This is a genomic window from Mycobacterium sp., from assembly GCF_047975165.1.
Lineage (GTDB): Bacteria > Actinomycetota > Actinomycetes > Mycobacteriales > Mycobacteriaceae > Mycobacterium.
Genome location: NZ_JBKECZ010000039.1, coordinates 55,952 through 79,084, shown reverse-complemented (window position 1 = coordinate 79,084; position 23,133 = coordinate 55,952). Strand labels below are relative to the sequence as shown.

20 protein-coding genes, 1 tRNA gene and 2 pseudogenes are annotated in these 23,133 nt (G+C 66.9%); 9 read left to right on the top strand and 14 right to left on the bottom strand.

Going from position 1 to position 23,133, the window contains the following annotated elements:
* Positions 1-136 precede the first annotated feature (136 nt).
* Positions 137-646 carry a DUF402 domain-containing protein gene (locus ACK5M9_RS03890; protein ID WP_416891886.1) on the top strand — a complete coding sequence of 170 codons (510 nt, stop codon included), beginning with the start codon at positions 137-139 and terminating at the stop codon, positions 644-646.
* Here ACK5M9_RS03890 and coaE read toward each other — a convergent pair.
* The 3 genes from coaE to polA form a co-directional block, all read right to left on the bottom strand.
* Positions 643-1,848, bottom strand: coding sequence for a dephospho-CoA kinase (gene coaE, locus ACK5M9_RS03885; RefSeq protein WP_416891876.1), 1,206 nt, complete (start codon positions 1,846-1,848; stop codon positions 643-645). The two genes, ACK5M9_RS03890 and coaE, sit on opposite strands and share 4 nt — an antisense overlap.
* Positions 1,849-1,860: 12 nt before the next feature.
* Entirely contained in the window at positions 1,861-3,309 is a 1,449-nt protein-coding gene (gene rpsA / locus ACK5M9_RS03880; protein ID WP_416891875.1) for a 30S ribosomal protein S1, read from the bottom strand.
* 235 nt (positions 3,310-3,544) lie between these two features.
* The gene (polA, locus tag ACK5M9_RS03875; protein ID WP_416891874.1) at positions 3,545-6,271 is read right to left on the bottom strand and encodes a DNA polymerase I; all 2,727 of its coding nucleotides are present in this window, start codon (positions 6,269-6,271) and stop codon (positions 3,545-3,547) included.
* Between the two features lie 59 nt (positions 6,272-6,330).
* Between polA and ACK5M9_RS03870 the strand changes: the two genes are divergently transcribed.
* From ACK5M9_RS03870 to ACK5M9_RS03860, 3 genes and pseudogenes are all read left to right on the top strand, one after another.
* Positions 6,331-6,768, top strand: coding sequence for a Zn-ribbon domain-containing OB-fold protein (locus tag ACK5M9_RS03870; RefSeq protein WP_416891873.1), 438 nt, complete (start codon positions 6,331-6,333; stop codon positions 6,766-6,768).
* Positions 6,769-6,797: 29 nt separating this feature from the next.
* Positions 6,798-7,961: a lipid-transfer protein gene (locus tag ACK5M9_RS03865; protein ID WP_416891885.1), complete on the top strand. Its 1,164-nt coding sequence runs from the start codon at positions 6,798-6,800 to the stop codon at positions 7,959-7,961.
* A gap of 135 nt (positions 7,962-8,096) precedes the next feature.
* A pseudogene (locus ACK5M9_RS03860) lies at positions 8,097-8,581 on the top strand (hypothetical protein); the annotation flags it as partial.
* 30 nt (positions 8,582-8,611) lie between these two features.
* Here ACK5M9_RS03860 and ACK5M9_RS03855 read toward each other — a convergent pair.
* Positions 8,612-8,890, bottom strand: coding sequence for an integrase core domain-containing protein (locus ACK5M9_RS03855; RefSeq protein ID WP_416891872.1), 279 nt, complete (start codon positions 8,888-8,890; stop codon positions 8,612-8,614).
* Here ACK5M9_RS03855 and ACK5M9_RS03850 point away from each other — a divergent pair.
* Positions 8,877-9,176 (top strand): annotated as a pseudogene (locus ACK5M9_RS03850) (IS1380 family transposase); the annotation flags it as partial. The gene ACK5M9_RS03855 and the pseudogene ACK5M9_RS03850 overlap by 14 nt on opposite strands.
* A gap of 139 nt (positions 9,177-9,315) precedes the next feature.
* On the opposite strand, the gene ACK5M9_RS03845 reads toward ACK5M9_RS03850, so the two are convergent.
* Positions 9,316-9,987: an ANTAR domain-containing response regulator gene (locus ACK5M9_RS03845; RefSeq protein WP_416891871.1), complete on the bottom strand. Its 672-nt coding sequence runs from the start codon at positions 9,985-9,987 to the stop codon at positions 9,316-9,318.
* A gap of 82 nt (positions 9,988-10,069) precedes the next feature.
* Between ACK5M9_RS03845 and ACK5M9_RS03840 the strand changes: the two genes are divergently transcribed.
* The 3 genes from ACK5M9_RS03840 to ACK5M9_RS03830 all read left to right on the top strand — a co-directional run bounded on the left by ACK5M9_RS03840 (position 10,070) and on the right by ACK5M9_RS03830 (position 12,229).
* A tRNA-Leu gene (locus ACK5M9_RS03840) sits at positions 10,070-10,146 on the top strand.
* A gap of 103 nt (positions 10,147-10,249) precedes the next feature.
* Positions 10,250-11,581, top strand: a complete 1,332-nt coding sequence (locus tag ACK5M9_RS03835; protein WP_416891870.1) for an adenylate/guanylate cyclase domain-containing protein — start codon at positions 10,250-10,252, stop codon at positions 11,579-11,581.
* A 39-nt stretch (positions 11,582-11,620) separates the two neighbouring features.
* Positions 11,621-12,229, top strand: a complete 609-nt coding sequence (locus ACK5M9_RS03830) for an HdeD family acid-resistance protein (protein ID WP_416891869.1) — start codon at positions 11,621-11,623, stop codon at positions 12,227-12,229.
* Here ACK5M9_RS03830 and ACK5M9_RS03825 read toward each other — a convergent pair.
* The 9 genes from ACK5M9_RS03825 to ACK5M9_RS03785 form a co-directional block, all read right to left on the bottom strand.
* Entirely contained in the window at positions 12,219-13,082 is an 864-nt protein-coding gene (locus ACK5M9_RS03825) for an acyl-CoA thioesterase (RefSeq protein WP_416891868.1), read from the bottom strand. The two genes, ACK5M9_RS03830 and ACK5M9_RS03825, sit on opposite strands and share 11 nt — an antisense overlap.
* On the bottom strand, positions 13,083-14,501 hold the full coding sequence (gene pyk, locus ACK5M9_RS03820) for a pyruvate kinase (protein ID WP_416891867.1): 1,419 nt from the start codon (positions 14,499-14,501) through the stop codon (positions 13,083-13,085).
* Positions 14,502-15,087: 586 nt separating this feature from the next.
* Complete coding sequence (locus ACK5M9_RS03815; RefSeq protein ID WP_416891884.1) at positions 15,088-15,462, bottom strand: DUF2752 domain-containing protein; 375 nt, start codon at positions 15,460-15,462, stop codon at positions 15,088-15,090.
* A 111-nt stretch (positions 15,463-15,573) separates the two neighbouring features.
* Positions 15,574-16,986, bottom strand: coding sequence for a prolipoprotein diacylglyceryl transferase (locus ACK5M9_RS03810; RefSeq protein WP_416891866.1), 1,413 nt, complete (start codon positions 16,984-16,986; stop codon positions 15,574-15,576).
* Positions 16,983-17,783: a tryptophan synthase subunit alpha gene (gene trpA / locus ACK5M9_RS03805; protein WP_416891865.1), complete on the bottom strand. Its 801-nt coding sequence runs from the start codon at positions 17,781-17,783 to the stop codon at positions 16,983-16,985. Before trpA ends, ACK5M9_RS03810 begins: the two co-directional genes overlap by 4 nt.
* Complete coding sequence (trpB, locus tag ACK5M9_RS03800) at positions 17,780-19,066, bottom strand: tryptophan synthase subunit beta (protein WP_416891864.1); 1,287 nt, start codon at positions 19,064-19,066, stop codon at positions 17,780-17,782. The genes trpA and trpB overlap by 4 nt, the downstream gene beginning before the upstream one ends.
* A gap of 35 nt (positions 19,067-19,101) precedes the next feature.
* A complete protein-coding gene (trpC, locus tag ACK5M9_RS03795) occupies positions 19,102-19,920 on the bottom strand; it encodes an indole-3-glycerol phosphate synthase TrpC (protein WP_416891863.1) in 819 nt (272 codons plus the stop codon).
* A gap of 90 nt (positions 19,921-20,010) precedes the next feature.
* Entirely contained in the window at positions 20,011-20,685 is a 675-nt protein-coding gene (locus ACK5M9_RS03790; protein ID WP_416891862.1) for a TIGR02234 family membrane protein, read from the bottom strand.
* A 22-nt stretch (positions 20,686-20,707) separates the two neighbouring features.
* Positions 20,708-22,243 carry an anthranilate synthase component I gene (locus tag ACK5M9_RS03785; protein WP_416891861.1) on the bottom strand — a complete coding sequence of 512 codons (1,536 nt, stop codon included), beginning with the start codon at positions 22,241-22,243 and terminating at the stop codon, positions 20,708-20,710.
* A gap of 371 nt (positions 22,244-22,614) precedes the next feature.
* Here ACK5M9_RS03785 and ACK5M9_RS03780 point away from each other — a divergent pair, with 371 nt between their 5' ends.
* Positions 22,615-23,070, top strand: coding sequence for a peroxiredoxin (locus ACK5M9_RS03780; protein WP_416891860.1), 456 nt, complete (start codon positions 22,615-22,617; stop codon positions 23,068-23,070).
* Positions 23,071-23,133 lie beyond the last annotated feature (63 nt).

The window sequence follows — 23,133 nt, the reverse complement described above, 5'->3', positions numbered from 1 at the left end:
TCGGCCGTTTTTCCGCAGCAGTTACACGCTCGGCGACAAGGGCGACGTCACCAACCGGTACAGTGACGCCATCCATCCACCGAAGCACGAAACTTTCGACCTCATTGCCCGCACCAACACCGATCCCAAGGGCATCGTGCGGACGGTCGACGAGTACCGGGTGCGCCCGTGGGGGCTCTATCTGGCCCGGCCTACCCCCGGCCGCGCCCAATTCCACTACCTCGAGTCCTGGCTGCTGCCGTCGCTTGGCGTGCGCGCCACGGTGTTCCACTTCAACCCCGGACATGTTCGCGACCAGGACTACTACCTCGATATCGGCGAATACACCCCCGGCGACACGGTGTGGCGCTCCGAAGACCACTACCTCGATATCGCGGTGCGCACCGGCCGCGGCGCGGAGCTGATCGACATCGGCGAGTTACTCGACGCCGTCGGGCAGGGATTGCTGGCCGCGACGGCCGCCGAGCGGGCGATACGGCGTGCCGTCCGTGCCATCGACGGCCTGGCAGCCAACGGCTATAACCTGCACGGCTGGCTCGCCGGGCACGGGATGCGGCTGGACTGGCGCGCAGCGCCGCCGAATCGGGCGGGTACCAGCCGCGCTGCCGGCTCCGATCGCTCGGATGCGCCGGCCGAGAACCGCTAGGGCCGCCACCCGGTCGAGTCTGCCCACTCCCATGCCCGCCGGTAGGCGCCGGGGAACCATGACTCCTTGGCGGCGAGATATCGTGCGCCGTCGCCGGAGGCGTCGGCCCTGCGCTTGACATCGAGGTACTCGGTGCGCGCGCCGGGGTTGCCCGCCAGCCAATCGACGAACAACAGGGCAAACTGCTGGTTGGGCCGGCCATCCACGCGAAGGTGCACGTTCGTCGGCCGGCCCGGATCGGCGGAGGCGTGCCGGCGTTTGCGCCACAGCGCCGGGTCATCGCGGTGGTCGAATTCGGGGACGGTACTGCGGGCATCGGCCATGGGCGCATCTGCGGTCGACGCGAGCCGCGGATACCCGGCGGCCAGCAGCGGGCCGACGAGTTCGCCGGCCACGTCCAGCGATTCGACGGTGACCTGGATGTCGATCACGTCTCTGGCATCGACGCCGGGCACCGCGGTCGACCCGATGTGGTCCACCCGCACCGCCCGGTGCCCGCAGGCGGTCTTGAGCCGGTTGACGATCCGCAGCGCCTGATCCGGCCAGCTCGGTTCGGCGGGCACCAGCCGCGCCGGAACCGCGGCGGCCCTATGCGAGTTCAGATTCTGTGCGAACGGCAGAATCCGCCGGCGCCACACCTCCCCCGCCAGTGCCGCCAAATCCTCGGGGCTGCCGGCGTTCTCCAGCCAGATGTCGGCCACGGCGCGGCGCTGGTCGACGGTCGCCTGGGCGGCGATACGCGCCCGGGCGTCGTCCTCGGCCATCCCCCGCTGTTCGACGAGGCGCCGCAGCCGCAGCTTGGCATCGGCGTGCACGACGACGACCAAGGGGAACAACGGCGCCATCCCGGATTCCACCAGCAGCGGAATGTCCTCGACGACGACGCTGCCTTCGGGCACCGCGGCGAGGATTTCGGCCCGGCGCCCGGCCACCAGCGGGTGCACGATGCCGTTGAGCTTCAATCGCTGCTGTTCGTCGGCAAAGGCCTTGGCCGCCAATGCCGGGCGGTCCAGCGCGCCGTCCGGGAGCAGGATGTCCTCGCCGAAGGCGTCAACCAGCGACGCCAAGCCCTCGGTGCCCGGTTGAACCACCTCGCGGGCGATCACGTCGCCGTCGACGACGATCCCGCCGCACTGTGAAAACACCTTGGACAGCGCCGACTTCCCGGCGCCTATGCCACCGGTCAGCCCGATGCGCAGCATGCTCGCGGCGGATTAAGCGCTACCGGCCAGTTTCTCGCGCAGGGCGGCCAGTTGCTCGTCGCTGGCCAGCGATCCGCCCGCGGGCTTCTCCGAGGAACTGCTACTCGTGGAGCTGCCGCCACCGCTCGCGCTATGCCCGGCCGCCTCCGACTCGGCGAACTTCTCCATCTGCGCGGTGTGCATCTTGTGGCGTCGCTCGGCTTCGGCGTAGCGGGCTTCCCACTCCGTGCGCTGGGAATCGAAACCTTCCATCCATTCGTTGGTTTCGGAGTCGAAGCCCTCGGGGAAGATGTAGTTGCCCTGCTCGTCGTAGCTGTCGGCCATGCCGTACTTGGCCGGGTCAAAATCTTCGGTGTAGTCCTCGTTGGCCTGCTTGAGCGACAGCGAGATCCGGCGGCGATCCAGGTCGATGTCGATGACCTTGACCATCGCGTCCTCGGCGACGGCGACCACCTGGTCGGGCACCTCGACGTGGCGCACGGACAACTCCGAAATGTGCACCAGCCCTTCGATCCCCTCCTCCACGCGGACGAATGCGCCGAAGGGAACCAGCTTGGTGACCTTGCCCGGCACGATCTGGCCGATCGCGTGGGTGCGCGCGAAGTGCCGCCACGGGTCTTCCTGAGTTGCCTTCAGCGACAACGAAACCCGCTCGCGATCCATGTCGACGTCGAGTACCTCGACGGTGACCTCGTCGCCCACCGTGACCACCTCGGACGGGTGATCGATGTGCTTCCAGGACAGTTCGGAGACGTGCACCAGGCCGTCCACCCCGCCAAGGTCGACAAACGCGCCGAAGTTGACGATCGAGGAAACCACACCCTTGCGGACGGCGCCCTTCTGCAACTGGTTGAGGAACTCGCTGCGCACCTCGGACTGGGTCTGCTCCAGCCAGGCGCGACGGCTCAGAACCACGTTGTTGCGGTTCTTGTCCAGCTCGATGATCTTGGCCTCGATCTCCTTGCCGATGTAGGGCTGCAGATCGCGGACGCGCCGCATCTCGACCAGGGAGGCGGGCAGGAAGCCGCGCAGTCCGATGTCGAGGATCAGGCCGCCCTTGACGACCTCGATGACGGTGCCCTTGACGGCTTCGTCCTTCTCCTTGAGTGCCTCGATGGTGCCCCAGGCGCGCTCGTACTGTGCGCGCTTCTTGGACAGGATGAGCCGGCCCTCTTTGTCCTCTTTGGTGAGAACCAGGGCCTCCACCTCGTCGCCCACGGTAACGACCTCATTGGGGTCGACGTCGTGCTTGATGGAGAGTTCCCGGGCGGGGATCACGCCCTCGGTCTTGTAGCCGATGTCGAGGAGTACCTCGTCCCGGTCCACTTTGACGATCGTGCCCTCGACGATGTCGCCATCGTTGAAGTACTTGATCGTTTTGTCTATTGCGGCAAGAAAGTCCTCGCTGGTGCCTATGTCGTTGATGGCTACTTGCGGCGAGGTGACGGTGGGACTCGGCATGTTGTTGGGTTGCTCCGGACAGGTTTGGTCGTAGGGACGGTATCTGGTGGTGTGACCCGCGATCGAGCGCAAACGGGTACCCGTCGAGGTTACTCGACGGCGTACACGCTGGCCAAACTAGGTCGAGATCGCGTCGAGCCTACCGGGCGCGGCCGGGGATCGGCCGCCCGGGCCGCCGGGGCCGCTGGGGGCCAGCGGCTGGGGGTTGACGGCTGGGGCGCCGGGACACGCACGGCTAATGCGCGGCGGCGTCCCACGAGCGGCCGCGGCCGATCGAAACCTCCAGCGGCACGTCCAGCCGGTAGGCGCCGCCCATCTTGTCGCGGACCAGCGCCTCGACCTGCTCCTGCTCCCCCGGTGCGATCTCCAGCACCAGCTCGTCGTGCACCTGCAACAGCATGCGTGAGGCCAGCCCGGCCACCCGGATCGCCTGGTCGAGGTCGATCATCGCCACCTTGATGATGTCGGCCGCACTGCCCTGGATCGGCGCGTTGAGTGCAGCCCGCTCGGCGGCCTCGCGCACCTGGCGGTTGCTGCTGTCCAGTTCGGGCAGGTAGCGGCGCCGGCCGAGCACCGTCGAGGTGTAGCCGTCCTTGCGGGCCTGCTCGACCACGGCCAGCAGGTAATCGCGCACGCGGCCGAACCGGGCGAAGTACTGGTCCATCTGCTCCTTGGCCTCTTCGGTGGAGATCTTGAGCTGGGCGGACAACCCGTAGGCGCTCAACCCGTAGGCCAGGCCGTAGGACATCGCCTTCACCCGGCGGCGCAACTCTGCGGTGACCTGGTCGATCGGCACCCCGAACGCCCGGGATGCGACGAACGAATGCAGATCCTCCCCGGTGTTGAAGGCTTCGATCAGGCCCTCGTCGCGGGACAGGTGCGCCATGATCCGCATCTCGATCTGGCTGTAGTCGGCGGTCATCAGCTCGGAATAGCCCCGGGGGCCCACCACGAACGCATCGCGGATCTGCCGGCCGGTATCGGTGCGGATAGGGATGTTCTGCAGGTTGGGCTCGGTCGAGGACAGCCGACCGGTGGCGGTGATCGTCTGGTTGAACGTGGTGTGGATGCGGCTGTCGCCGGCCACCGAGTTCAGCAGCCCGTCGACGGTGACCTTGAGCCGGGTGACGTCGCGGTGGGCCAGCAGGTGCTGCAGAAACGGATGCCCGGTCTTTTCGAAAAGACCCTGCAGGGCGTCGGCGTCGGTGGTGTAGCCGGTCTTGGTCCGCTTCGTCTTGGGCATGCCGAGTTCGTCGAAGAGCACCACCTGCAGCTGTTTGGGTGAGCCCAGGTTGATCTGCTTGCCGATCACGGCGTAGGCGGCCTCGGCGGCATCGCGGATCTGGTTTGCGAAATGGCTTTGCAGTTCGCCGAGCATGTCGATGTCGACGGCGATGCCCGCGCTCTCCATCTCCGCCAGCACTCGCTGGACCGGCAATTCCATCTCGCGCAGCAGCGCGGTGGCGTCGATGCGGGTCAGCTCGGTGTCCAGGGCGTCGGCCAGGTCGGCGACGGCGCGGGCCCGCAGTATCGCGGTCTGCGCGTCCTGCTCGTCGGCGTCGTCGTCCAGCAGCGACAGCTGCTGCTGGTCGCCGGTGTCGGCACGCAACTCCCGGCCCAGATAGCGCAGCGAGAGGTCATCGAGGTTGAAGCTGCGCTGCCCCGGCCGCACCAGGTAGGCGGCCAGCGCGGTGTCGGAGGTGACGCCGGCCAGCGTCCAGCCGCGGCCGTCGAGGTCGTGGATGGCGTGCTTGGCCTCGTGCAACGCCTTGGGCTTGCCCGGGTCGGCCAGCCAGCCGGCCAGTGCGGCGTCGTCCTCGGGCGTCAGGGTGGTGGTGTCGATGAAGGCGCCGTCGCCGCCGGCCGGCGCGATGGCCAGTGCGGTGGCGTCACCGCCGTGCGGCAGGTGGGTGCCCACCACCGTCAGCCCGGACCGCCGCCCGTCGCCGAGGTGACCGGCCAGCCACGCCGCAACCGTCCCGGGCTCCAGGGGGCCGCCGCGGATCTCGAAGCCCTCATCGGCCTCGGGTGCCCGGCCCCCGGCAGTGGCCAGGGTGTCGAAGAGACGGTCCCGCAGCACCCGGAACTCGAGGTCGTCGAAGAGCCGGTGGATGCGGTCGCGATCCCAGGGACGCATCTGCAGAGTCTCCGGCGTCTGCGCCAGCGGCACATCCTTGACCAGCTCGGTGAGCTCACGATTGAGCACCACGGTGGCGACATTGGCCCGGAACGAGTCGCCGACCTTGCCGCGTACCGAGTCGGCGTTGTCGACCAGCCCCTGCAGCGAGCCGTACTCGAGGATCCACTTGCAGGCGGTCTTCTCCCCCACCCCGGGGATACCCGGCAGGTTGTCGCTCGGGTCGCCGCGCAGCGCGGCGAAATCGGGGTACTGCGCCGGCGTCAGCCCGTATTTCTCGACGACGGCATCCGGGGTGAAGCGGGTGAGTTCGCTGACGCCCTTGCGCGGGTACAGCACCGTCACGTCATCGGTGACCAGCTGCAGGGCGTCGCGGTCACCGGTGACGACGAGGACGCGGTAGCCGTCGTCGCGGGCCTGGGTGGCCAGCGTGGCGATGATGTCGTCGGCCTCGAAACCCGTCTCCGCCAGCACGGTGACGCCCAGGGCTTCCAACACCTCCTTGGTGATGTCGATCTGGCCGCGGAACTCATCGGGCGTCGAGGACCGGTTGGCCTTGTATTCGGGGTAGCGCTCGGAGCGGAACGTCTGCCGGGAGACGTCGAACGCCGCGGCGATGTGCGTCGGGCCTTCGCTGCGCAGCAGGTTGATCAGCATGGCGGTGAAACCGTAGACGGCGTTGGTGGTCAGGCCGGCGCGAGTCTTGAAGTTCTCGGCCGGCAATGCGTAGAACGCGCGGTAGGCCAGTGAGTTGCCGTCGAGCAGCATCATCGTCGGCTTCGTTCGGCGCTCGGTCGCGGCAGGCACGCCACTCACTTTAGGCATGGGGTCCGACCTGCCCCGCGCCTCGACCATCCCAAACAAGCGCTTGGTAGTCTGATTCGGTGTCCGAGGTCAAACAAGCGGCCATCGACGGCTGGTTCGCCACCGACGCCGCCGGAAATCCGCACCTGATCGGCGGTAGGTGCCCGCAGTGCGGTACCTACGTCTTCCCGCCCCGGGAGAACAACTGCCCCAATCCCGGCTGCGACAGCGACACGCTGGAACCCGTCGCCCTGTCGAGGCGCGGAAAGCTGTGGAGCTACACCGAGAACCGGTACCCGCCGCCGGCGCCCTACCCGGCCCCCGACCCGTTCGAACCGTTCGCGATCGCCGCGGTGCAACTGGCCGAGGAAGGACTGATCGTGCTGGGCAAGGTCGTCGAGGGCACCCTCGCCGCCGATCTCACCGTCGGCATGGAGATGGAGCTGACCACCATGACGTTGTTCACCGACGCCGACGGCGTGGTACGCATCGTGCACGCGTGGCAGGTCGCGTCGTGAGCGCGCCGGTCTACATCCTCGGCGCGGGTATGCACCCCTGGGGCAAATGGGGCCGGGACTTCACCGAATACGGCGTGGTGGCCGCCCGGGCGGCGCTGGCCGACTCCGGACTGGACTGGCGTCAGATCCAGTTCGTCGCCGGAGCGGACACCATCCGCAACGGCTACCCGGGATTCATCGCCGGGTCGACGTTCGCCCAGAAGCTGGGCTGGAACGGTGTCCCGGTCAGTTCCAGCTACGCGGCGTGCGCCAGCGGCTCGCAGGCCCTGCAGAGCGCCCGCGCCCAGATTCTGGCCGGCTTCTGCGACGTCGCCCTGGTCATCGGCGCAGATACCACGCCCAAGGGGGCGTTCGCCCCGGTCGGCGGCGAACGCCGCAACGATCCGGACTGGCAGCGCTTCCACCTGATCGGCGCGATGAACCCGGTCTACTTCGCGCTGCTCGCCCGCCGCCGGATGGACCTCTACGGCGCAACAGCCGAGGACTTCGCGCACGTCAAGGTGAAGAACTCGCGGCACGGCGTGCAAAACCCGAACGCCCGCTACCGCAGGGAATCCTCGGTTGCCGACGTGCTCGCCAGCCCGGTCGTCGCCGACCCGCTGCGCCAGCTCGACATCTGCGCCACCTCCGACGGCGCGGCCGCGCTGATCGTGGCCGGCGCGGACTTCGCCCGTCGGCACCTGGGTTCGCTCGACGGCGTGCCTTCGGTGCGGGCGGTCAGCACGGTGACGCCGCGGTACCCGCAGCACCTGCCCGAATTACCGGACATCGCAACGGATTCGACCGCGGTGGTGCCCGCGCCCGACCGCCTGTTCAAGGATCAGATCCTCGACGCCGCCTACGCCGAAGCGGGGATCGGACCCGAGGACGTGAGCCTGGCGGAGGTCTACGACCTGTCCACGGCGCTGGAACTCGACTGGTACGAGCACCTGGGTTTATGCGCCAAGGGTGAGGCCGAGAAGCTGCTGCGCAGCGGGGCCACCGCGATCGGCGGCCGGGTGCCGGTCAACCCGTCGGGCGGGCTGGCCTGCTTCGGCGAGGCCATCCCGGCACAGGCGATCGCCCAGGTATGCGAGATCACCTGGCAGCTGCGCGGTCAGGCGACCGGCCGGCAGGTCGACGGCGCCACCGTCGGGGTGACCGCAAACCAGGGCCTGTTCGGTCACGGCTCGTCGGTGATCGTCGCGCGCTGAGTCGCGCGGGAGCTAAGCCTGGATTTTTCGGGGGAATTTGGGTGACACGGTGTTGAGTTAGCGAAAGTGCCTGTCCGGCAAGGGGTAATGAGGTTTCTCAAAGACGTCAGTATCCAGCGAGGAAACACTTTCTAGGTGAACAACAGCGCTACGGCATCCCGGGTGAAAGTCTCTGCCGATGACCGTGGTGTGGTGTCGCACGCCGGGATGTGCATGCTGTGCGAGTTGGCCGACCAGACGGGGCTATCGACGCAGGGCATCGCCGCGTTGGCCGACACCTACCGCGGCCCGTGGGTGTACGCCCCCGGCGATGTGTTCGCCGATCTGCCCGCTGCGGTCGCCGACGGTGCGGCGCCGGCCGGACTGCCGCGCCCGGGTAATGCCGGGCCCAACACCGCCGCCGATCCCATCACGGTTGTCCGGCAGGCGTTGGCTTCGCCGCCGCCCCAGCACCGTCCCCGACCCCTGCGACCCGGGCGCACCGACGGTGGTGGTGCACCCGGACACCACCGAGGCCACCCATGAATTCGCCCAGCCCCCGCCGCGATCGCAGGGTCGGGTTCTCCTTCGGGTTTCCCGACGATTGGCAGGTGCAACACGCTGTGGACACCCTCAACCTCGTGGGGTTGACCCCGTTTCGTGGACATCGGTTAAGCGGCCTGCTTGGCCATGGTGATGATCCGGTGCTCGAAGGCTACCGGGGGGATTTGGCCGAGTGCGCTGTGGCGCCGGCGGTGGTTGTAGACGGTGTCGATCCAGCTGCTGACGGCGTGGATCGCCTCGACTCGGGTGTGGAAGTGATGGCGGTGGTAGAACTCGGTTTTCAGGGTTGACCAGAAACTCTCCTGCTGAGCGTTGTCCCAGCACACCCCGGTGCGTCCGACCCAGAGCCGGACGTCGAGGTCGACGGCGACCTTCGCCGACCTCATCGGCGGACCCCTGGCCCACATCCCTTCTGGACGCTTCGGCGCCAACAGTGCCTGGGCCGTCTGCGCGGGCATCGCGCACAACCTGTTGCGCGCCGCCGCGACCCTGGCCGGTACCCGTCACCGCACTGCCCGCGGGGCCACCCTGCGCCGCGACCCGGTCAACGTCCCGGCCCGACTGGCCCGACTCCAAGGCCAACCGATCCCGCACCTACCCGGACACTGGCCCTGGCAACCCGCATGGAACACCCTGTGGCACAACGCCATCGGACACCGATCTAGCGACTGAACCACACACCCCCGACCCAACAACCAGGACTCCAAACAGGAATAGCTGGACAGACCAGCAGCCCTGCCACGCCCACCACCAGCCCACATCAAGATGAACAGCTCAACCCACCATCACAGGGCCGATCGGTGGATTCAGGCTAAGTCTTATCGGCTCCGGGATCTTTCCCGGGATCTTTCCCAGGGTCTTTCCCCGGATCATCGCCCTGGTCGTTCCCTAGGGTTTCCAGCACAACGTCGGCAACTCGCTTCATCGTGGTCCGCCGGTCCATGGCCGCGCGCTGAATCCACTTGAAGGCCTCCGGCTCCGTCATACCCTGTTTGGCCTGCAACAGGCCCTTCGCTCGTTCGATGACCTTGCGGGTCTCCAGCCGATCCGAGAGCGTCGCCACTTCACGCTCCAGTGCGGTGACCTCGCTGAAGCGGCTGACCGCCAACTCGATTGCCGGGACCAGGTCGCTGGCGGTGAAGGGTTTGACCAGATACGCCATTGCGCCGGCATCGCGCGCCCGTTCGACCAGATCCCGTTGGCTGAACGCCGTCAGTACCACGATCGGTGCGATCCTCTTGCTGGCGATCTCCGCGGCGGCGTCGATCCCGTCCCGGCGCGGCATCTTCACATCCATGATCACCAGGTCGGGTCGGTGTTCCTCGGCCAGCTCAACGGCCTCCTGACCGTCGCCAGCCTCGCCGATGACCTGGTAGCCCTCCTCCCGAAGCATCTCGGCCAGGTCCATGCGGATGAGGGCCTCGTCCTCGGCAATCAGGACCCGGCGCGGTGAAGAAGCGGCATCGTCAGTGCGACCGGTCATGACGGACATTGTGTCGCTACGCCCGTAGCCGCATTCTCGGGGGGTTCGTTTAAGGTGGAACACCGGATGTGAGCCGGGACCAGCCCTCGTATCCCAACTGGCAGAGGAAACGGATTCAAAACCCGTACAGTGTGAGTTCGAATCTCACCGAGGGCACCAGGAGATCCGGGCGCAGCGGGTAGGTCGAAGTACGGCAGTCCCGTCGGCGCCCAGCCGGGTCGCGTTTACGGTCGTCGCAGGGCCCAACGGTTACCCTGGACGGGTGACCGCCAAGAAAAGCGGTGGTGTTTCGGCTGGCAAGGATTGTTCGGCGCGCCGGAGTGCACCCGATGTCCTTGTCCGTTCGCGCGTCGGCGAACTTCGGGCGCACTACGCCGACAGCGCGGCGCGCCGGGCCCGGATCCTCAACATCACCGCCGGACTGTCGGTCTTGGTCAGTGCCAGCTTCACGGCCATGCAACTGTTGATCGGTTCCTGGCTGTGGGAGGTCATCTGGATCAACCTCCTCGCGCTGGTGACGTTCGCGACGGTTCCGCTGCTGCACCGCTTCGGCGAACTGGTTGCGCCGGTGACGTTCATCGTTGCCGCCTATGCCACTGTGTTCGCCAGCTGTTGGGATGTGGGGACCGCTTCGGGCGCACAGCAGTTCTTCGTGGTCGGCTCGTGTGTGGTGGTGCTGGTGCTCGGTATCGAGCACATTGTGCTGGCGGGCTGCCTGGCGGCCGTCGGCGCGGCTCTGGTCATCGCCTCCGAATTCTTGATCCCGCGGGACACCGGCCTGCAGCCGCCGTGGGCTCAGGCGACCGGGTTCATCATCACGGCGGTGTCGGCATGCTTGGTGGTGGTGGTCGCGGTGTGGTTCGCCCTGCGGGACACGGCCCGCGCCGAAGCCGCGATGGAAGAACAGTACGAGCGCTCCGAGGCGCTGCTGGACAACATGCTGCCGGCCAGCATCGCCGAGCGACTCAAGGACCCGAACGGTCAGATAATCGCCGACAAATACGACGACGCATCGGTGCTCTTCGCCGACATCGTCGGTTTCACCGAGCGCGCCAGCGGCAGCAACCCAACCGACCTGGTGCGCTTCCTCAACGACCTCTACAGCGCCTTCGACGAATTGGTGGACAAGCACGGCCTGGAGAAGATCAAAGTCAGCGGCGACTCGTACATGGTGGTCAGCGGTGTCCCCGAACCGCGTGCGGACCATGTCCACGCGTTGGCCGACTTCGCCCTGGATATGTCCGCGACGGTGGCCGCGGTCACCGACCCCCGCGGTCGCGACATCCCGCTGCGAATCGGCTTGGCCGCCGGTCCGGTGATCGCCGGTGTGGTGGGCTCGCGGCGGTTCTTCTACGACGTGTGGGGCGATGCGGTGAATGTCGCCTCGCGGATGGAATCGACCGATCCGGTCAACCAGATACAAGTCCCCGACGACGTCTACCAACGACTCGAGGAGGACTTCGTCCTTCGCGAGCGCGGACTGATACCCATCAAGGGCAAAGGCGTGATGCGCACCTGGTATCTCGTCGGTCGCAAAGAGCCGGCCGCGCCCAGAGCACTCCCGGCGGCCGACCAGGCCGCCGCGGGGGTCTGAATCACCGCTCGGCCAGTTGCCCTATACAGCAGGCGAAACATGGGCCACACTGGTTTCATGGACAGTAGCCGTGCGACACTTGCCCCCCCGCCTCTGCTGCAGCATCTATGGACGTCGACGCTGGTTTCCGGGCTGTTGGCGATCGCCCTCGGTGTCGCCGTGTCGGCCTGGCCGGGTCAGACAGTTCTGGTGGCCGGCGTCGTCTTCGGCGTATACCTGCTGATCAGTGGCATAACCCAAGTGGTCTTCGCGTTCGGCCTGCATGCCACCGCCGGCAGCCGGATTCTGATGTTCATCAGCGGTGCCGCATCGTTGGTGCTGGCACTGCTGGCGTTCCGGCACTTCGGTGACGCGGTGTTGCTGCTCGCCATCTGGGTTGGTGTCGGGTTCATCTTCCGCGGTGTGGCGACAACGGTTTCGGCGGTCAGCGATCCGGATATGCCGGGTCGCGGCTGGGCGCTGTTCATCGGGATCGTCAACCTGCTTGCCGGGATCATCGTGATGGCGTGGCCGTTCGAATCGATCGTCACCCTGGCCTACGTGATCGGTATCTGGCTGATCGTCCTGGGTGTCTTCGAGGTCATCTCGTCCTTCGGCATCCGCACGGCATCCAAGGCACCCAAGGCATCCGAGGCAGTCACCGGGTAGCTCCGGGGAAATACTTGAGTACCCCGTCCTGAACCACCGTGGCAATCACGCGACCGGTGCGGTCGAAGAAGTGCCCGGTGCCCAGTCCGCGGGAATCCACGGCAACCGGCGACGACGTCGAGTACAGCACCCAGTCGCTGAAATCGACCTGGCGATGAAACCACACCGTGTGGTTGATCGATGCCGCGAAGATGCGGTCCACCCCCCAGGACAGCCCGTGGGTGGTGATCACCGAGTCCAGCACGGTGGTGTCAGAGGAATACAGCATCGTCGCGGTGTGCAGCGCGGGATCGGCGGGCAGCTCACCCTTGGCCTTGAGCCAGACCCTGTTGTGGTCCAGCCGGTCGCCCTTGGCCCGCATCACCCAGGCCGGGTCATTGGTGTAGCGCCATTCGACCGGCTGCAGCGCCCTGACGAAATGCGGGACGGTTCGCTCGTAGCCGCGTAACAACTCGGCGATGGTGGGTAGGGTCTCGGGGTCGGGTACTTCCGGCGGCTCCACGGCATGCTCGAGTCCGGGTCCTCCGGACATGTAGGAGATCATCGCCGAAGAAAGCATCACACCATCCTGCATGGCGTCGACGCGCCGGTTGGCGAAGCGACGCTCGTCCCGCAACCGGACGACGTGGTACTCGATGTCGCGGGACGGGTTCCCGCCGTTGACGAAGTGCACCGACAGGGCACTTGGGGGTAGGTCGCGCAGCAGCGTGCGACCGCTGGCGACGAACGACTGCGCCATGAGCAGGCCGCCGAATGTCCGCAGTGGGTTCTTGCTGGGATGGGATCCGATGAACCGATCGTCGGCGGTGCGGGAGAGGTCGAGGACCGCCAGCAGTTCCTGGAAGTCGGACAACTAGACGTCGTCCTCGCCGATGCGGTGCACATGGATCAGGTTGGTCGAACCCACGGTGCCCGGCGGTGCGCCCGCGACGATGACCACCATGTCGCCGCGCTGGTACCGGCCGAGTTCGAGCAGCGACTTGTCCACCTCGCCGATCATGCCGTCGGTGGTCTTCATGTGGGGGACGATGAACGTCTCGGTACCCCAGGTCATGGCCAGTTGGCTGCGGACCTCGGGCAGATCGGTGAAGGCCAGCAGCGGTAGTGGAGTGTGCAGCCGGGCCAGCCGGCGCACCGTATCACCGGATTGCGTGAACGCCACCAAGGCCTTGGCATCCAGTCGCTCTCCGATGTCTCGGGCCGCGTAGGAGATCACCCCGCGCTTGGTGCGGGGCACGTGGGTCAACGGCGGGGCGGCCGTGGAGTTCTCCTCCACCGCGCACACGATCCGCGACATTGTCTGGACCGCCTGCAGCGGGTACTTGCCCACCGAGGTCTCCCCGGAGAGCATCAGCGCGTCGGCACCGTCGAGAACGGCGTTGGCGACGTCGGAGGCCTCAGCTCGCGTCGGCCGTGAATTCTCGATCATCGAGTCGAGCATCTGGGTTGCCACGATCACCGGCTTGGCATTCTCCCGGGCCATCTGGATCGCGCGCTTCTGCACCAGCGGCACTTCTTCCAGTGGGAGTTCGACTCCGAGATCGCCTCGGGCGACCATGACGGCGTCGAACGCGAGCACGATGGCTTCGAGGTTGTCGATCGCCTCGGGTTTCTCCAGCTTGGCGATCACCGGCACCCGGCGCCCGACCCGGTCCATCACCTCGTGTACCAGCTCGACGTCGGCCGGCGATCGGACGAACGACAATGCCACCAGATCGACACCGAGATCGAGCGCAAACGTCAGATCCTCGATGTCCTTCTCCGACAGGGCCGGGGCGGACACGTTCATGCCCGGCAGCGAGATCCCCTTGTTGTTGCTGACCGGACCGCCCTCGACGACCCGGCAGACCACGTCGTCGCCTTCGACACGTTCGACGACCAACCCGACCTTGCCGTCGTCGACGAGCACACGGTCCCCCGCTGCCGCGTCCTGCGGTAGCCGCTTGTAGGTGGTGGACACCCGATCGTGGGAGCCTGCGCAGTCCGCGGCGGAGATCCGGACGGTCTCGCCGTCGGCCCAATAGGTGGGGCCGTCGGCGAAGCGGCCCAGCCTGATCTTCGGCCCCTGGAGATCGCAGAGCACTCCGACGGCGCGGCCGGTGGCATCCGAGGCGGCCCGTACCTGCGCGTAGGAGACCTCGTGGTCGCTGTAGTCGCCGTGGCTGAAGTTCATCCGGGCGACGTTCATTCCGGCTTCGACCAGCGCCCTGACCACGCCGTCCTGCTGGGTGGCCGGCCCGAGAGTGCAGACGATCTTTCCGCGTCTAGTCACGACGTCAAAGCATAGTCGCGCTTGGTGACATGGGTGAGGGTTGGACTCGCACCGCGGGTGGATTTTTCCCCGGCTGGTCCGCGCAGGAGATGCGCGGTGCGTCCGGGGCATGGATGAATCGGGGGCAGGTGACTGCGAGTCGTTCGCGAGCGTAACGTGGCTGCGATTTCGCGCTCGGGATTTCGCCCTGGCGTTACGCTCGCGAACAAGCAGGTTGAATCGCCCCGGAGCGATTCACCACCGCCGCGCCCGAGGTCGTGCGCGCCGTCCGCACGTACGCCACCGCGCGAACCTACCCGCCTAGTACCCTAAGCAGGCCATCCGGCCAAGCAAACCCCCAGGTCAAAGACCTAATGAAGCAGAATCTCGGAGACCGTGTCCGAAGTCAGGCTTAGCGTGCAGACGATCTTTCCGCGTCTAGTCACGACGTCAAAGCATAGTCGCGCTTGGTGACATCGGTGAGGGTTGAACTCGCACCACGGGTGGATTTTTCCCCGGCTGGTCCGCGTAGGAGATTCGCGGTGCGTCCGGGGCATGGATGAATCGGGGGCCGGTGTCAGTCTGCCGGCCCGCGGGAGCACTGTGATCAGCCGCTGAGAACGGTTGGTATCAAAGGGAAACCTGGCGCATTGCGCACGATCGTCCACACGGCAACGGCGAGGACGACCGTCACAACTGCTGCTTTGGGATGCCACGACCCGCCGTGTTGCCGGCGAACCAGAATCCATGCCGCCACTGCCGGGATTCCCACCAGCAGGAAAAGATTGTCGTTGATGCCTGCTGCCAGATCGCCGTGCAACAGGTCGTGCGTCATCCGCAGGCCGCCGCATCCGGGACAGTTCCAGCCGGTGAGCCACTTGAATGGGCATGGTGGATACACCGACCCGGGGGTGTGCGGATCGGCCAGGCCCACATAGAGCAACGAGCTGCCCAGTACAAGCGCGGAACCGGCCCAGAGCATTCGGCGGCGCTGCCGCGGAGCCCGCGCGGGCCCGGGTGCAAATTCCTGCTGCGGCATCGCGGGCCGGGACCGTTCAGTCACAATGTTCAGGATGCCAGAGCCGACGGTTGCTTACGAACGCCGCCGGAATCGGGATCGCCAGGTGCGAGGTGGTGGGTCGGTAGGGTCTTCGGGTTCGCCGGTGTCTTCGGGTTGGTCGGCGTATTCGGGTTGGTCGGGTTCCCCGACGTTGTCGGGTTCGTCCGTGCCTTCGGGTCCGTCACCGTCGGTCTCGTCGAGTTCCGCTGTGTCGTCGAGTTCTGTTGTGTCGTCGTCGTCCGGTTCGTCGTCGTCCGGTTCGTCGTCGTGGTCGTTCGTTTCGTCGGTGGCGTCGGTGTCATCGGTCTCGTCGTCGTCCGGTTCGCCGTCGGGTTCCTCGTCGGGCTCGTCGGTGTCGTCGGTCTTGTCGTCGTCGGTCTGGTCGACCTCTGCCGTTTCGTCGTCGTCTGTTTCGCCGCGGTCGTCTGTTTCGTCATCGTCGCCGGTCTGCGCAGCTTCTTCGAACTCGGTGTCCAAGACCTCCTGAGCGTCCTCCGACTCGTCGAACTCGTCCGGCCGGTCGAGCTCCGCGGCCCCCTCGGGCTCCTCGTCCTCGGGCACTTCCGGCTCATCCTCGACCCACCCGCGCAGGGTCTGCGGATCCTCACGTCCCTTGGGCGCCAGGACCAGGTAGACCACCGCCCCAACGAAGACGAAAGTCGATGTGAACGTATTGATCCGAATGCCGGCGATGTGGGTAGCGGCATCGTCGCGCAGCAACTCGATGACGAATCTTCCCATGCAGTACAGCGCCACGTACGACGCGAAGAGTCGGCCGTGGCCGATGATGAACCGGCGATCCAGGAACAACAGCACCGCGAATACCAGGAGGTTCCAGAGCAATTCGTAGAGGAACGTAGGCTGCACGACGAACGCGACTTGGCCGGTCGAGACACCGTCGAGCGAATGGACGTGGACGAACCCGGAGGGATCCCGGCGGTAAAAGATCTCCAGACCCCACGGCGCCGTGGTCTCGCGGCCGTACAACTCCTGGTTGAAGTAGTTTCCGAGCCTGCCGATGGCCTGTGCCAGCACAACGCCCGGCGCCAGTGCGTCGAGGAAGGCCGGCAACGGAATCCCGTTCAGCCTGCAGCCGATCCAGGCGCCCACGACACCCAGCGCCACGGCACCCCAAATCCCCAGCCCGCCGTCCCAGATGCGCAGTGCCCCGTTCAAGCCCGCGCCGTCGGGACCCCAATAGGTTCGCCAATCGGTGGCCAGATGGTAGAGGCGGCCGCCGATCAAACCGAAAGGAACGGTCCACAGGGCGATGTCGTAGATAATTCCTCGCTGCCCGCCGCGCTTGATCCAACGCCGGTCGCCGATCAGTAACGCCAGCACGATCCCGGTGATGATGAAGAACGCGTACGCGCGGATGGGTACCGGCCCCAGATGCCAGACCCCTTGCGACGGGCTGGGAATGTAGGCGAGCAGTGTCGTCGTCATGCGGGTACCCGCCGCCGGACACCCGCGGCCAGATCTTCGGTGAGCGCCCGCAATGCGGGCAGTCCGTCCGCCAACACCGACACCAGCGCCGAGCCGACGATCACACCGTCGGCATAGCCGCCGATCTGCGCGGCTTGTGCGCCCGAACGCACCCCTAGGCCAACTCCCACCGGAATGTCCGACATCGCTCTCACTCTCTCAACCAGTTCGGGTGCGGTGTGCGACACCGCGTCGCGTGCGCCCGTCACACCCATTGTCGACGCCGCATAGACGAATCCGCGCGATGCGCGGGCCGTCGCCGCCAACCGCTCGGGCGTGGACGACGGCGCCACCAGAAAGATCCGGTCCAGCTCGTGTTCGTCGGCCGCGGCAAGCCAGGACTGTGCCTCGTCGGGAATCAGGTCGGGGGTGATCATGCCCAGCCCACCCGCAGACGCCAAATCCCGGGCAAACGCGTCGACCCCATAGCGCAACACCGGATTCCAATAGGTCATCACCACCGCGCGTCCACCCGCGGTGGTGATCTGCTCAACAGCTGCCAGCGTGTCCCGGACGCGGACTCCGCCGCTGAGTGCCTGCTCGGTCGCTCGCTGGATGGTGGGGCCGTCCATGCCCGGGTCCGAATAGGGTATTCCCACTTCGATTATGTCGCAACCGGATTCAACCAAGGCCGTCATGGCCTGCACCGATGCCCGAACGTCGGGATAGCCGGTGGGCAGATAGCCGATCAGGGCCGCGCGGCCCTCGCTGCGGCACGCATCGAACAGCGGTCCCAGCCGGCCGTTCTGCGCCGTCACTGCCGTCCGCCGTCGTCAGCGGAATCACCCAGCAGGCCGAACCATTTCGCGGCAGTCTCGACATCCTTGTCGCCGCGTCCCGAAAGGTTCACCACAATGACGGCGTCCCGCCCCAGTTCGACGCCCAGCCTGATCGCGCCGGCCACCGCGTGCGCGGATTCGATCGCCGGGATGATGCCCTCCGAATGCGACAGCAGGCCGAATGCCTCCATCGCTTCGGTATCGGTGATCGGCTCATACCGCACCCGACCCGACTCCTTGAGCCAGGCATGTTCGGGGCCCACCCCGGGATAGTCCAAACCTGCTGATATGGAATGTGATTCGACAGTTTGGCCGTCGTCGTCCTGTAACAGGTAGGAGTACGACCCCTGGAAGGCGCCGGGTGAACCGCCGGTGAAGGTGGCCGCGTGGCGGCCGGTGTCGATACCGTCGCCGGCGGCCTCGTAACCCACCAACTGCACGCCGGGGTCGTCGAGGAAGGCGTGGAATATCCCGATCGCGTTGGACCCTCCCCCGACGCATGCGGTCACGGCGTCTGGTAGCCGTCCCGTCTGCCGCTGGATCTGGACCCGCGCTTCCATCCCGATGATGCGTTGAAAGTCGCGCACCATGGTGGGGAACGGGTGCGGCCCGGCGGCCGTGCCGAAGCAGTAGTAGGTGGTGTCGGCGTTGGTCACCCAATCGCGGAACGCTTCGTTGATCGCATCTTTGAGGGTTCTCGATCCGGTCTCCACCGAGACCACCCGAGCGCCCAGTAGCCGCATCCGTGCGACGTTGAGCGCCTGGCGTGCGGTGTCGACCGCACCCATGTAGATGATGCAGTCCAGGCCGAGCAGCGCACATGCGGTCGCCGTCGCAACGCCGTGCTGGCCGGCGCCGGTTTCGGCGATCACTCTGGTCTTACCCATCCGCTGGGCCAGCAGGGCTTGGCCCAGCACATTGTTGATCTTGTGGGAACCGGTGTGGTTCAGGTCCTCTCGTTTCAGGAAGATACGCGCTCCCCCGGCGTGCTCACCGAGCCGGGAAGCCTGGTACAACGGTGACGGCCGGCCGGCGTAGTCGGCTTGCAGTCGGTCGAGTGTGTCCAGGAAATCCCGGTTGCCACGTTCCTTGTCGTAGGCGGTGGTGACCTCCTCGATCACCGCCATCAGGGCCTCCGGGACGAAACGTCCTCCCCAACCGCCCCGGCCGCCGAAATGTCCACCCGCATCTGGGTCGTGGCGTGTGCGTTCGGCGACGGCGGCACTGGTGCGCGGAATGTCAGGGCCGGACACGGTCGTCATCACAAAGACTCAATGCGCGCGGGGCACATCAACGGCTAGCGAGCCGGCTTCGGACAGGACGGATGGGCACCGGCGGTCACCAGGTCGGCGACCGCGTTGCGGGGGTTGCCGCTCGTCACCAGACCTTCGCCGACCAGCACCGCGTCGGCACCCGCTCCGGCATAGGCCAAGAGGTCACCGGTATGGCGCACACCGGATTCGGCGATCCTGATGACCTCGCTGGGCAGACCGGGAGCGATGCGCGCGAAACAGTTGCGGTCGACCTCCAATGTGGTGAGATCGCGGGCGTTGACCCCGATGACGTTGGCGCCGGCCGTCAATGCGCGGTCCGCTTCTTCTTCGGTATGCACCTCGACGAGCGCTGTCATGCCCAGCGATTCGGTGCGGTCGAGCATCGACACCAGAGCGGCCTGATCCAGTGCCGCGACGATCAGCAACAGCATGTCGGCGCCGTGTGCACGTGCCTCGTGAATCTGGTACGGCTGCACTACGAAATCCTTGCGCAACAACGGAATCGACACCGCAGCCCGTACTGTGTCTAGGTCGTCCAGCGAACCCCGGAATCGACGCTCCTCGGTCAGCACACTGATGATCCGCGCGCCGCCGTCCTCGTAGGCTCGGGCCAGCATCGCCGGGTCGGCTATGGCCGCCAGCGGGCCCTTCGACGGACTGGCGCGCTTGACCTCGGCGATGACGCCGATTCCGGGTTCCCGCAGCGCTGCCATCACGTCCAGTGGCGGCGGGGCGGCGGCCGCGGTGGCCTTGATGTCCGACAGGCTGACGCGGGCTTCGCGCGCCGCAACATCGGCCCGGACCCCATCGAGGATGGAGTCAAGCACGGATGCCGGACTCATGCCTGCGGTGTTCCTTTCCCCAAGACCCAACGCCCGCCGGCAGGTGTCGCCGACGTTCCTGAAGGGTAGCGACCGTGACCGGTGGACCCGTCACCGCCCCTGGGTGTCTCCCCGGGGTTGCTCATCGGTGGGGTCGATCCCCTGGTCGAGGGTGTCCCACAACATCCGCTCCGAGGGCTGGACCAGCTTGTTTCCGGGTGCTGCCGGGGGGCCGCCGTCGGCTCCGTCGTTTCCCGCCATCAAACCCCGTTTCACCGGGGCGAGGAATCGGGTGCGGTCCGGCCGGGTCGCGGGATCTGTCGCCGCGCGCATCAGCAACGCGGCCGCGGTCAGCGCGCACAGCCCTGCCACCACCGCGATCGTCGCCCCGGCGTATTGGCGCCCGCTGCCCACCAGTGTCACCAGCGGAACCTGTGCGAGATCGGCTCCGCGGGCGGCCACGTCGGGCAGCGCCCACAGGCTCACCCCCAGATAGGCGATCGCGAAACTGGCAGCGGCCAGCAGCACTGCCAGCATCCGTAACCGCCAGCCCCGTACCGCCAATGCCGCCACCGCAGCGACCAGGTTCACGACCGCCAACGGCAGCAGGGCACTCGACCACATCGCACCCGACAGTGCCACCTGCCTGGGCTGCCCAAGGCCGTCAAAGGACCTGATCGTCACCCAGGTCAGCCGCGATGCCGCCCACAGGGCGAGAGCGGCCAGCACCAGCAGCAGCTGGGCGGTACCGACCTGGCGCCGGCGGCGACGGCTGGTGTCAGCCATGGTCAGCCATGATCAACCACTGTCAGCTGTCCACGTCGGCCGGGTTCGTCAAGGTCTGCGCGGCGGCGATCGCGTTGAGCACCGCACGGGCCTTGTTCCGGGACTCGTTGTACTCGTATGGTCCGTTGGAGTCGGCCACCACACCGCCCCCCGCCTGCACATAGGCCGTGCCGTCGCGCATCAGTGCGGTGCGGATGGCGATCGCGAAGTCGGCATTGCCGGCGAAGTCGAGATAGCCCACCACGCCGCCGTACAAACCGCGGCGCGTCCTCTCGACCTCCTCGATGAGCTCCATCGCGCGCACCTTCGGCGCTCCCGACAGGGTTCCGGCCGGAAAGCAGGCTGTCACCGCGTCCAGGGCAGTCCGGCCCTCGGCCAGCAGCCCGGTCACCGTGGACACCAGGTGCATCACATGGCTGTAGCGCTCGATCCGGCTGTAGTCCTCGACGCGCACGGTGCCCGGGGTGCATACCCGGCCCAGGTCATTGCGGCCCAAGTCCACCAGCATGAGGTGTTCGGCGAGTTCCTTGTCGTCGGCTAGCAGTTCCTTTTCCAGCAGCGCGTCTTCCTCGTCGGTCTCCCCCCGCCACCGGGTGCCGGCGATCGGATGGGTGGTAGCCCGGCCGTCGGTGACAGTGACCAGCGCCTCCGGGCTGGAGCCGACGATCGAAAAGTCCACTGCCCCATCACTGTCGGGAATCTGCAGCAGATACATGTAGGGGCTGGGGTTGGTCACCCGCAGCATGCGGTACACGTCGATCGGGTCGACGGCGGTGTCCATCTCGAACCGTTGCGAGGGCACCACCTGAAACGCCTCACCGGCTCCGATTTGTTCCACCAAGTGGTCGACGATCCCGCTGTACTCCTCGATGGTGCGCTGTGACCGATAATCCGGTTCGGGTCTGCTGAAGGTGGCGACCGTCGACGGCAACGGCTGGCCCAGGGCGGTGGTCATCACGTCGAGGCGTGCGACGGCGTCGTCGTAGGCCTCGTCGACACGCGTGGCCGTGCCGTTCCAATTCACCGCGTTGGCGATCAGGGTTATCGTGCCCTCGTGGTGGTCGACGGCAGCCACATCGGTGGCCAGGAGCAACAGCATGTCGGGTAATCGCAGGTCATCGACGGCCAGCGCGGGTAGGCGTTCGAGTCGCCGCACCATGTCGTAGGCGAAGAAGCCGACCATGCCGCCCGACAGCGGTGGCAGGTCCGGCATCGGCGCGGTGGCCAGCACGTCCAGCGTCGAGCGCACTGCTTCCAGCGGATCTCCGCCGGTCGGAGCGTCCTTGGGAGCGGCGCCCAGCCATCCGGCATGCCCGTCGCGCACCGTCAAGGCGGCCGGCGCACCCGCTCCGATGAACGACCAGCGTGACCAGGAGCGGCCGTTCTCCGCCGATTCCAGCAGAAACGTTCCCGGACGGTTGGCGGCGAGCTTGCGGTAGGCCGAGAGTGGAGTTTCGCTGTCGGCCAAGACCTTGCGCGTCACCGGAACCACCCGGTGCTCCGCGGCCAGCACGCCGAAATCCTCCCGCGTGGTGGTGGCAGCGAGGTTGGCGGGCACCGAACCATCCAATCAGATGCCCCGCGGCGCACTCCCGCTGCTGCGCCGGGCCTTCCCGCCGAGTGTGCCTCCACAGTCACGTTGGACGCTCAACGCGACTGTTTGGACGCCGACCGCGACTGTGCAGTCACGTTGGACGCCCAACGCGACTGTGCAGTCACGTTGGACGCCGAGCGCGAGTGTGCCTCCACAGTCACGTTGGACGCTCAACGCGACTGTTTGGACGCCGAGCGTGACTGTGCAGTCACGTTGGACGCCGAGCGCGACTGTGGAGGCACGCTCGGCGGAGGGAGGCAGTGGGCAGTGGGCAGTGGGTAGTGGGCAGTGGGCAGTGGGCGGCGGGGGCGGGGTCCGGGGCGTAGCGTGGCGGCATGAGAACCGGTGACACCGTGGCCGACTTCGAGCTCCCCGACCAGAACGGCACTCAACGCAAACTCAGCGACCTACTTTCGGCCGGGCCGGTCGTGCTGTTCTTCTACCCGGCCGCGATGACGCCGGGCTGCACCAAGGAGGCCTGCCACTTCCGGGACCTGGCCGCCGAGTTCGCCGCCGCCGGCACCCAGCGGGTCGGTATCAGCACCGACGCGGTGGACAGGCAGGCCCAGTTCGCCGAAGCCCAGAAATTCGACTACCCGCTGTTATCCGACGGCGACGGCGCCATCGCCACCCGGTTCGGCGTCAAGCGCGGGCTGCTGGGAAAATTGATGCCGGTCAAGCGCACCACGTTCGTCATCGACACCGACCGCACGGTGCTCGACGTGATCTCCAGCGAGATCAGCATGGACACCCACGCCGACAAAGCCCTGGAAACACTGCGCAACCGCTGAGGTCGTGCCCGAAGGCCGAAGGCCGATGACGGGGGCTGGGGGCTGGGGGCTGGGGGCTGGGGG

Coding starts and splice junctions, on each gene's coding strand:
- coaE (WP_416891876.1), bottom strand. CDS start 1,848: ATGCTGCGCATCGGGCTGACCGGTGGCATAGGCGCCGGGAAGTCGGCG.
- rpsA (WP_416891875.1), bottom strand. CDS start 3,309: ATGCCGAGTCCCACCGTCACCTCGCCGCAAGTAGCCATCAACGACATA.
- polA (WP_416891874.1), bottom strand. CDS start 6,271: ATGCCTAAAGTGAGTGGCGTGCCTGCCGCGACCGAGCGCCGAACGAAG.
- ACK5M9_RS03865 (WP_416891885.1), top strand. CDS start 6,798: ATGCACCCCTGGGGCAAATGGGGCCGGGACTTCACCGAATACGGCGTG.
- ACK5M9_RS03855 (WP_416891872.1), bottom strand. CDS start 8,890: ATGAGGTCGGCGAAGGTCGCCGTCGACCTCGACGTCCGGCTCTGGGTC.
- ACK5M9_RS03845 (WP_416891871.1), bottom strand. CDS start 9,987: ATGACCGGTCGCACTGACGATGCCGCTTCTTCACCGCGCCGGGTCCTG.
- ACK5M9_RS03830 (WP_416891869.1), top strand. CDS start 11,621: ATGGGCCACACTGGTTTCATGGACAGTAGCCGTGCGACACTTGCCCCC.
- ACK5M9_RS03815 (WP_416891884.1), bottom strand. CDS start 15,462: ATGCTCTGGGCCGGTTCCGCGCTTGTACTGGGCAGCTCGTTGCTCTAT.
- ACK5M9_RS03810 (WP_416891866.1), bottom strand. CDS start 16,986: ATGACGACGACACTGCTCGCCTACATTCCCAGCCCGTCGCAAGGGGTC.
- trpB (WP_416891864.1), bottom strand. CDS start 19,066: ATGACGACCGTGTCCGGCCCTGACATTCCGCGCACCAGTGCCGCCGTC.
- trpC (WP_416891863.1), bottom strand. CDS start 19,920: ATGAGTCCGGCATCCGTGCTTGACTCCATCCTCGATGGGGTCCGGGCC.
- ACK5M9_RS03790 (WP_416891862.1), bottom strand. CDS start 20,685: ATGGCTGACACCAGCCGTCGCCGCCGGCGCCAGGTCGGTACCGCCCAG.
- ACK5M9_RS03780 (WP_416891860.1), top strand. CDS start 22,615: ATGAGAACCGGTGACACCGTGGCCGACTTCGAGCTCCCCGACCAGAAC.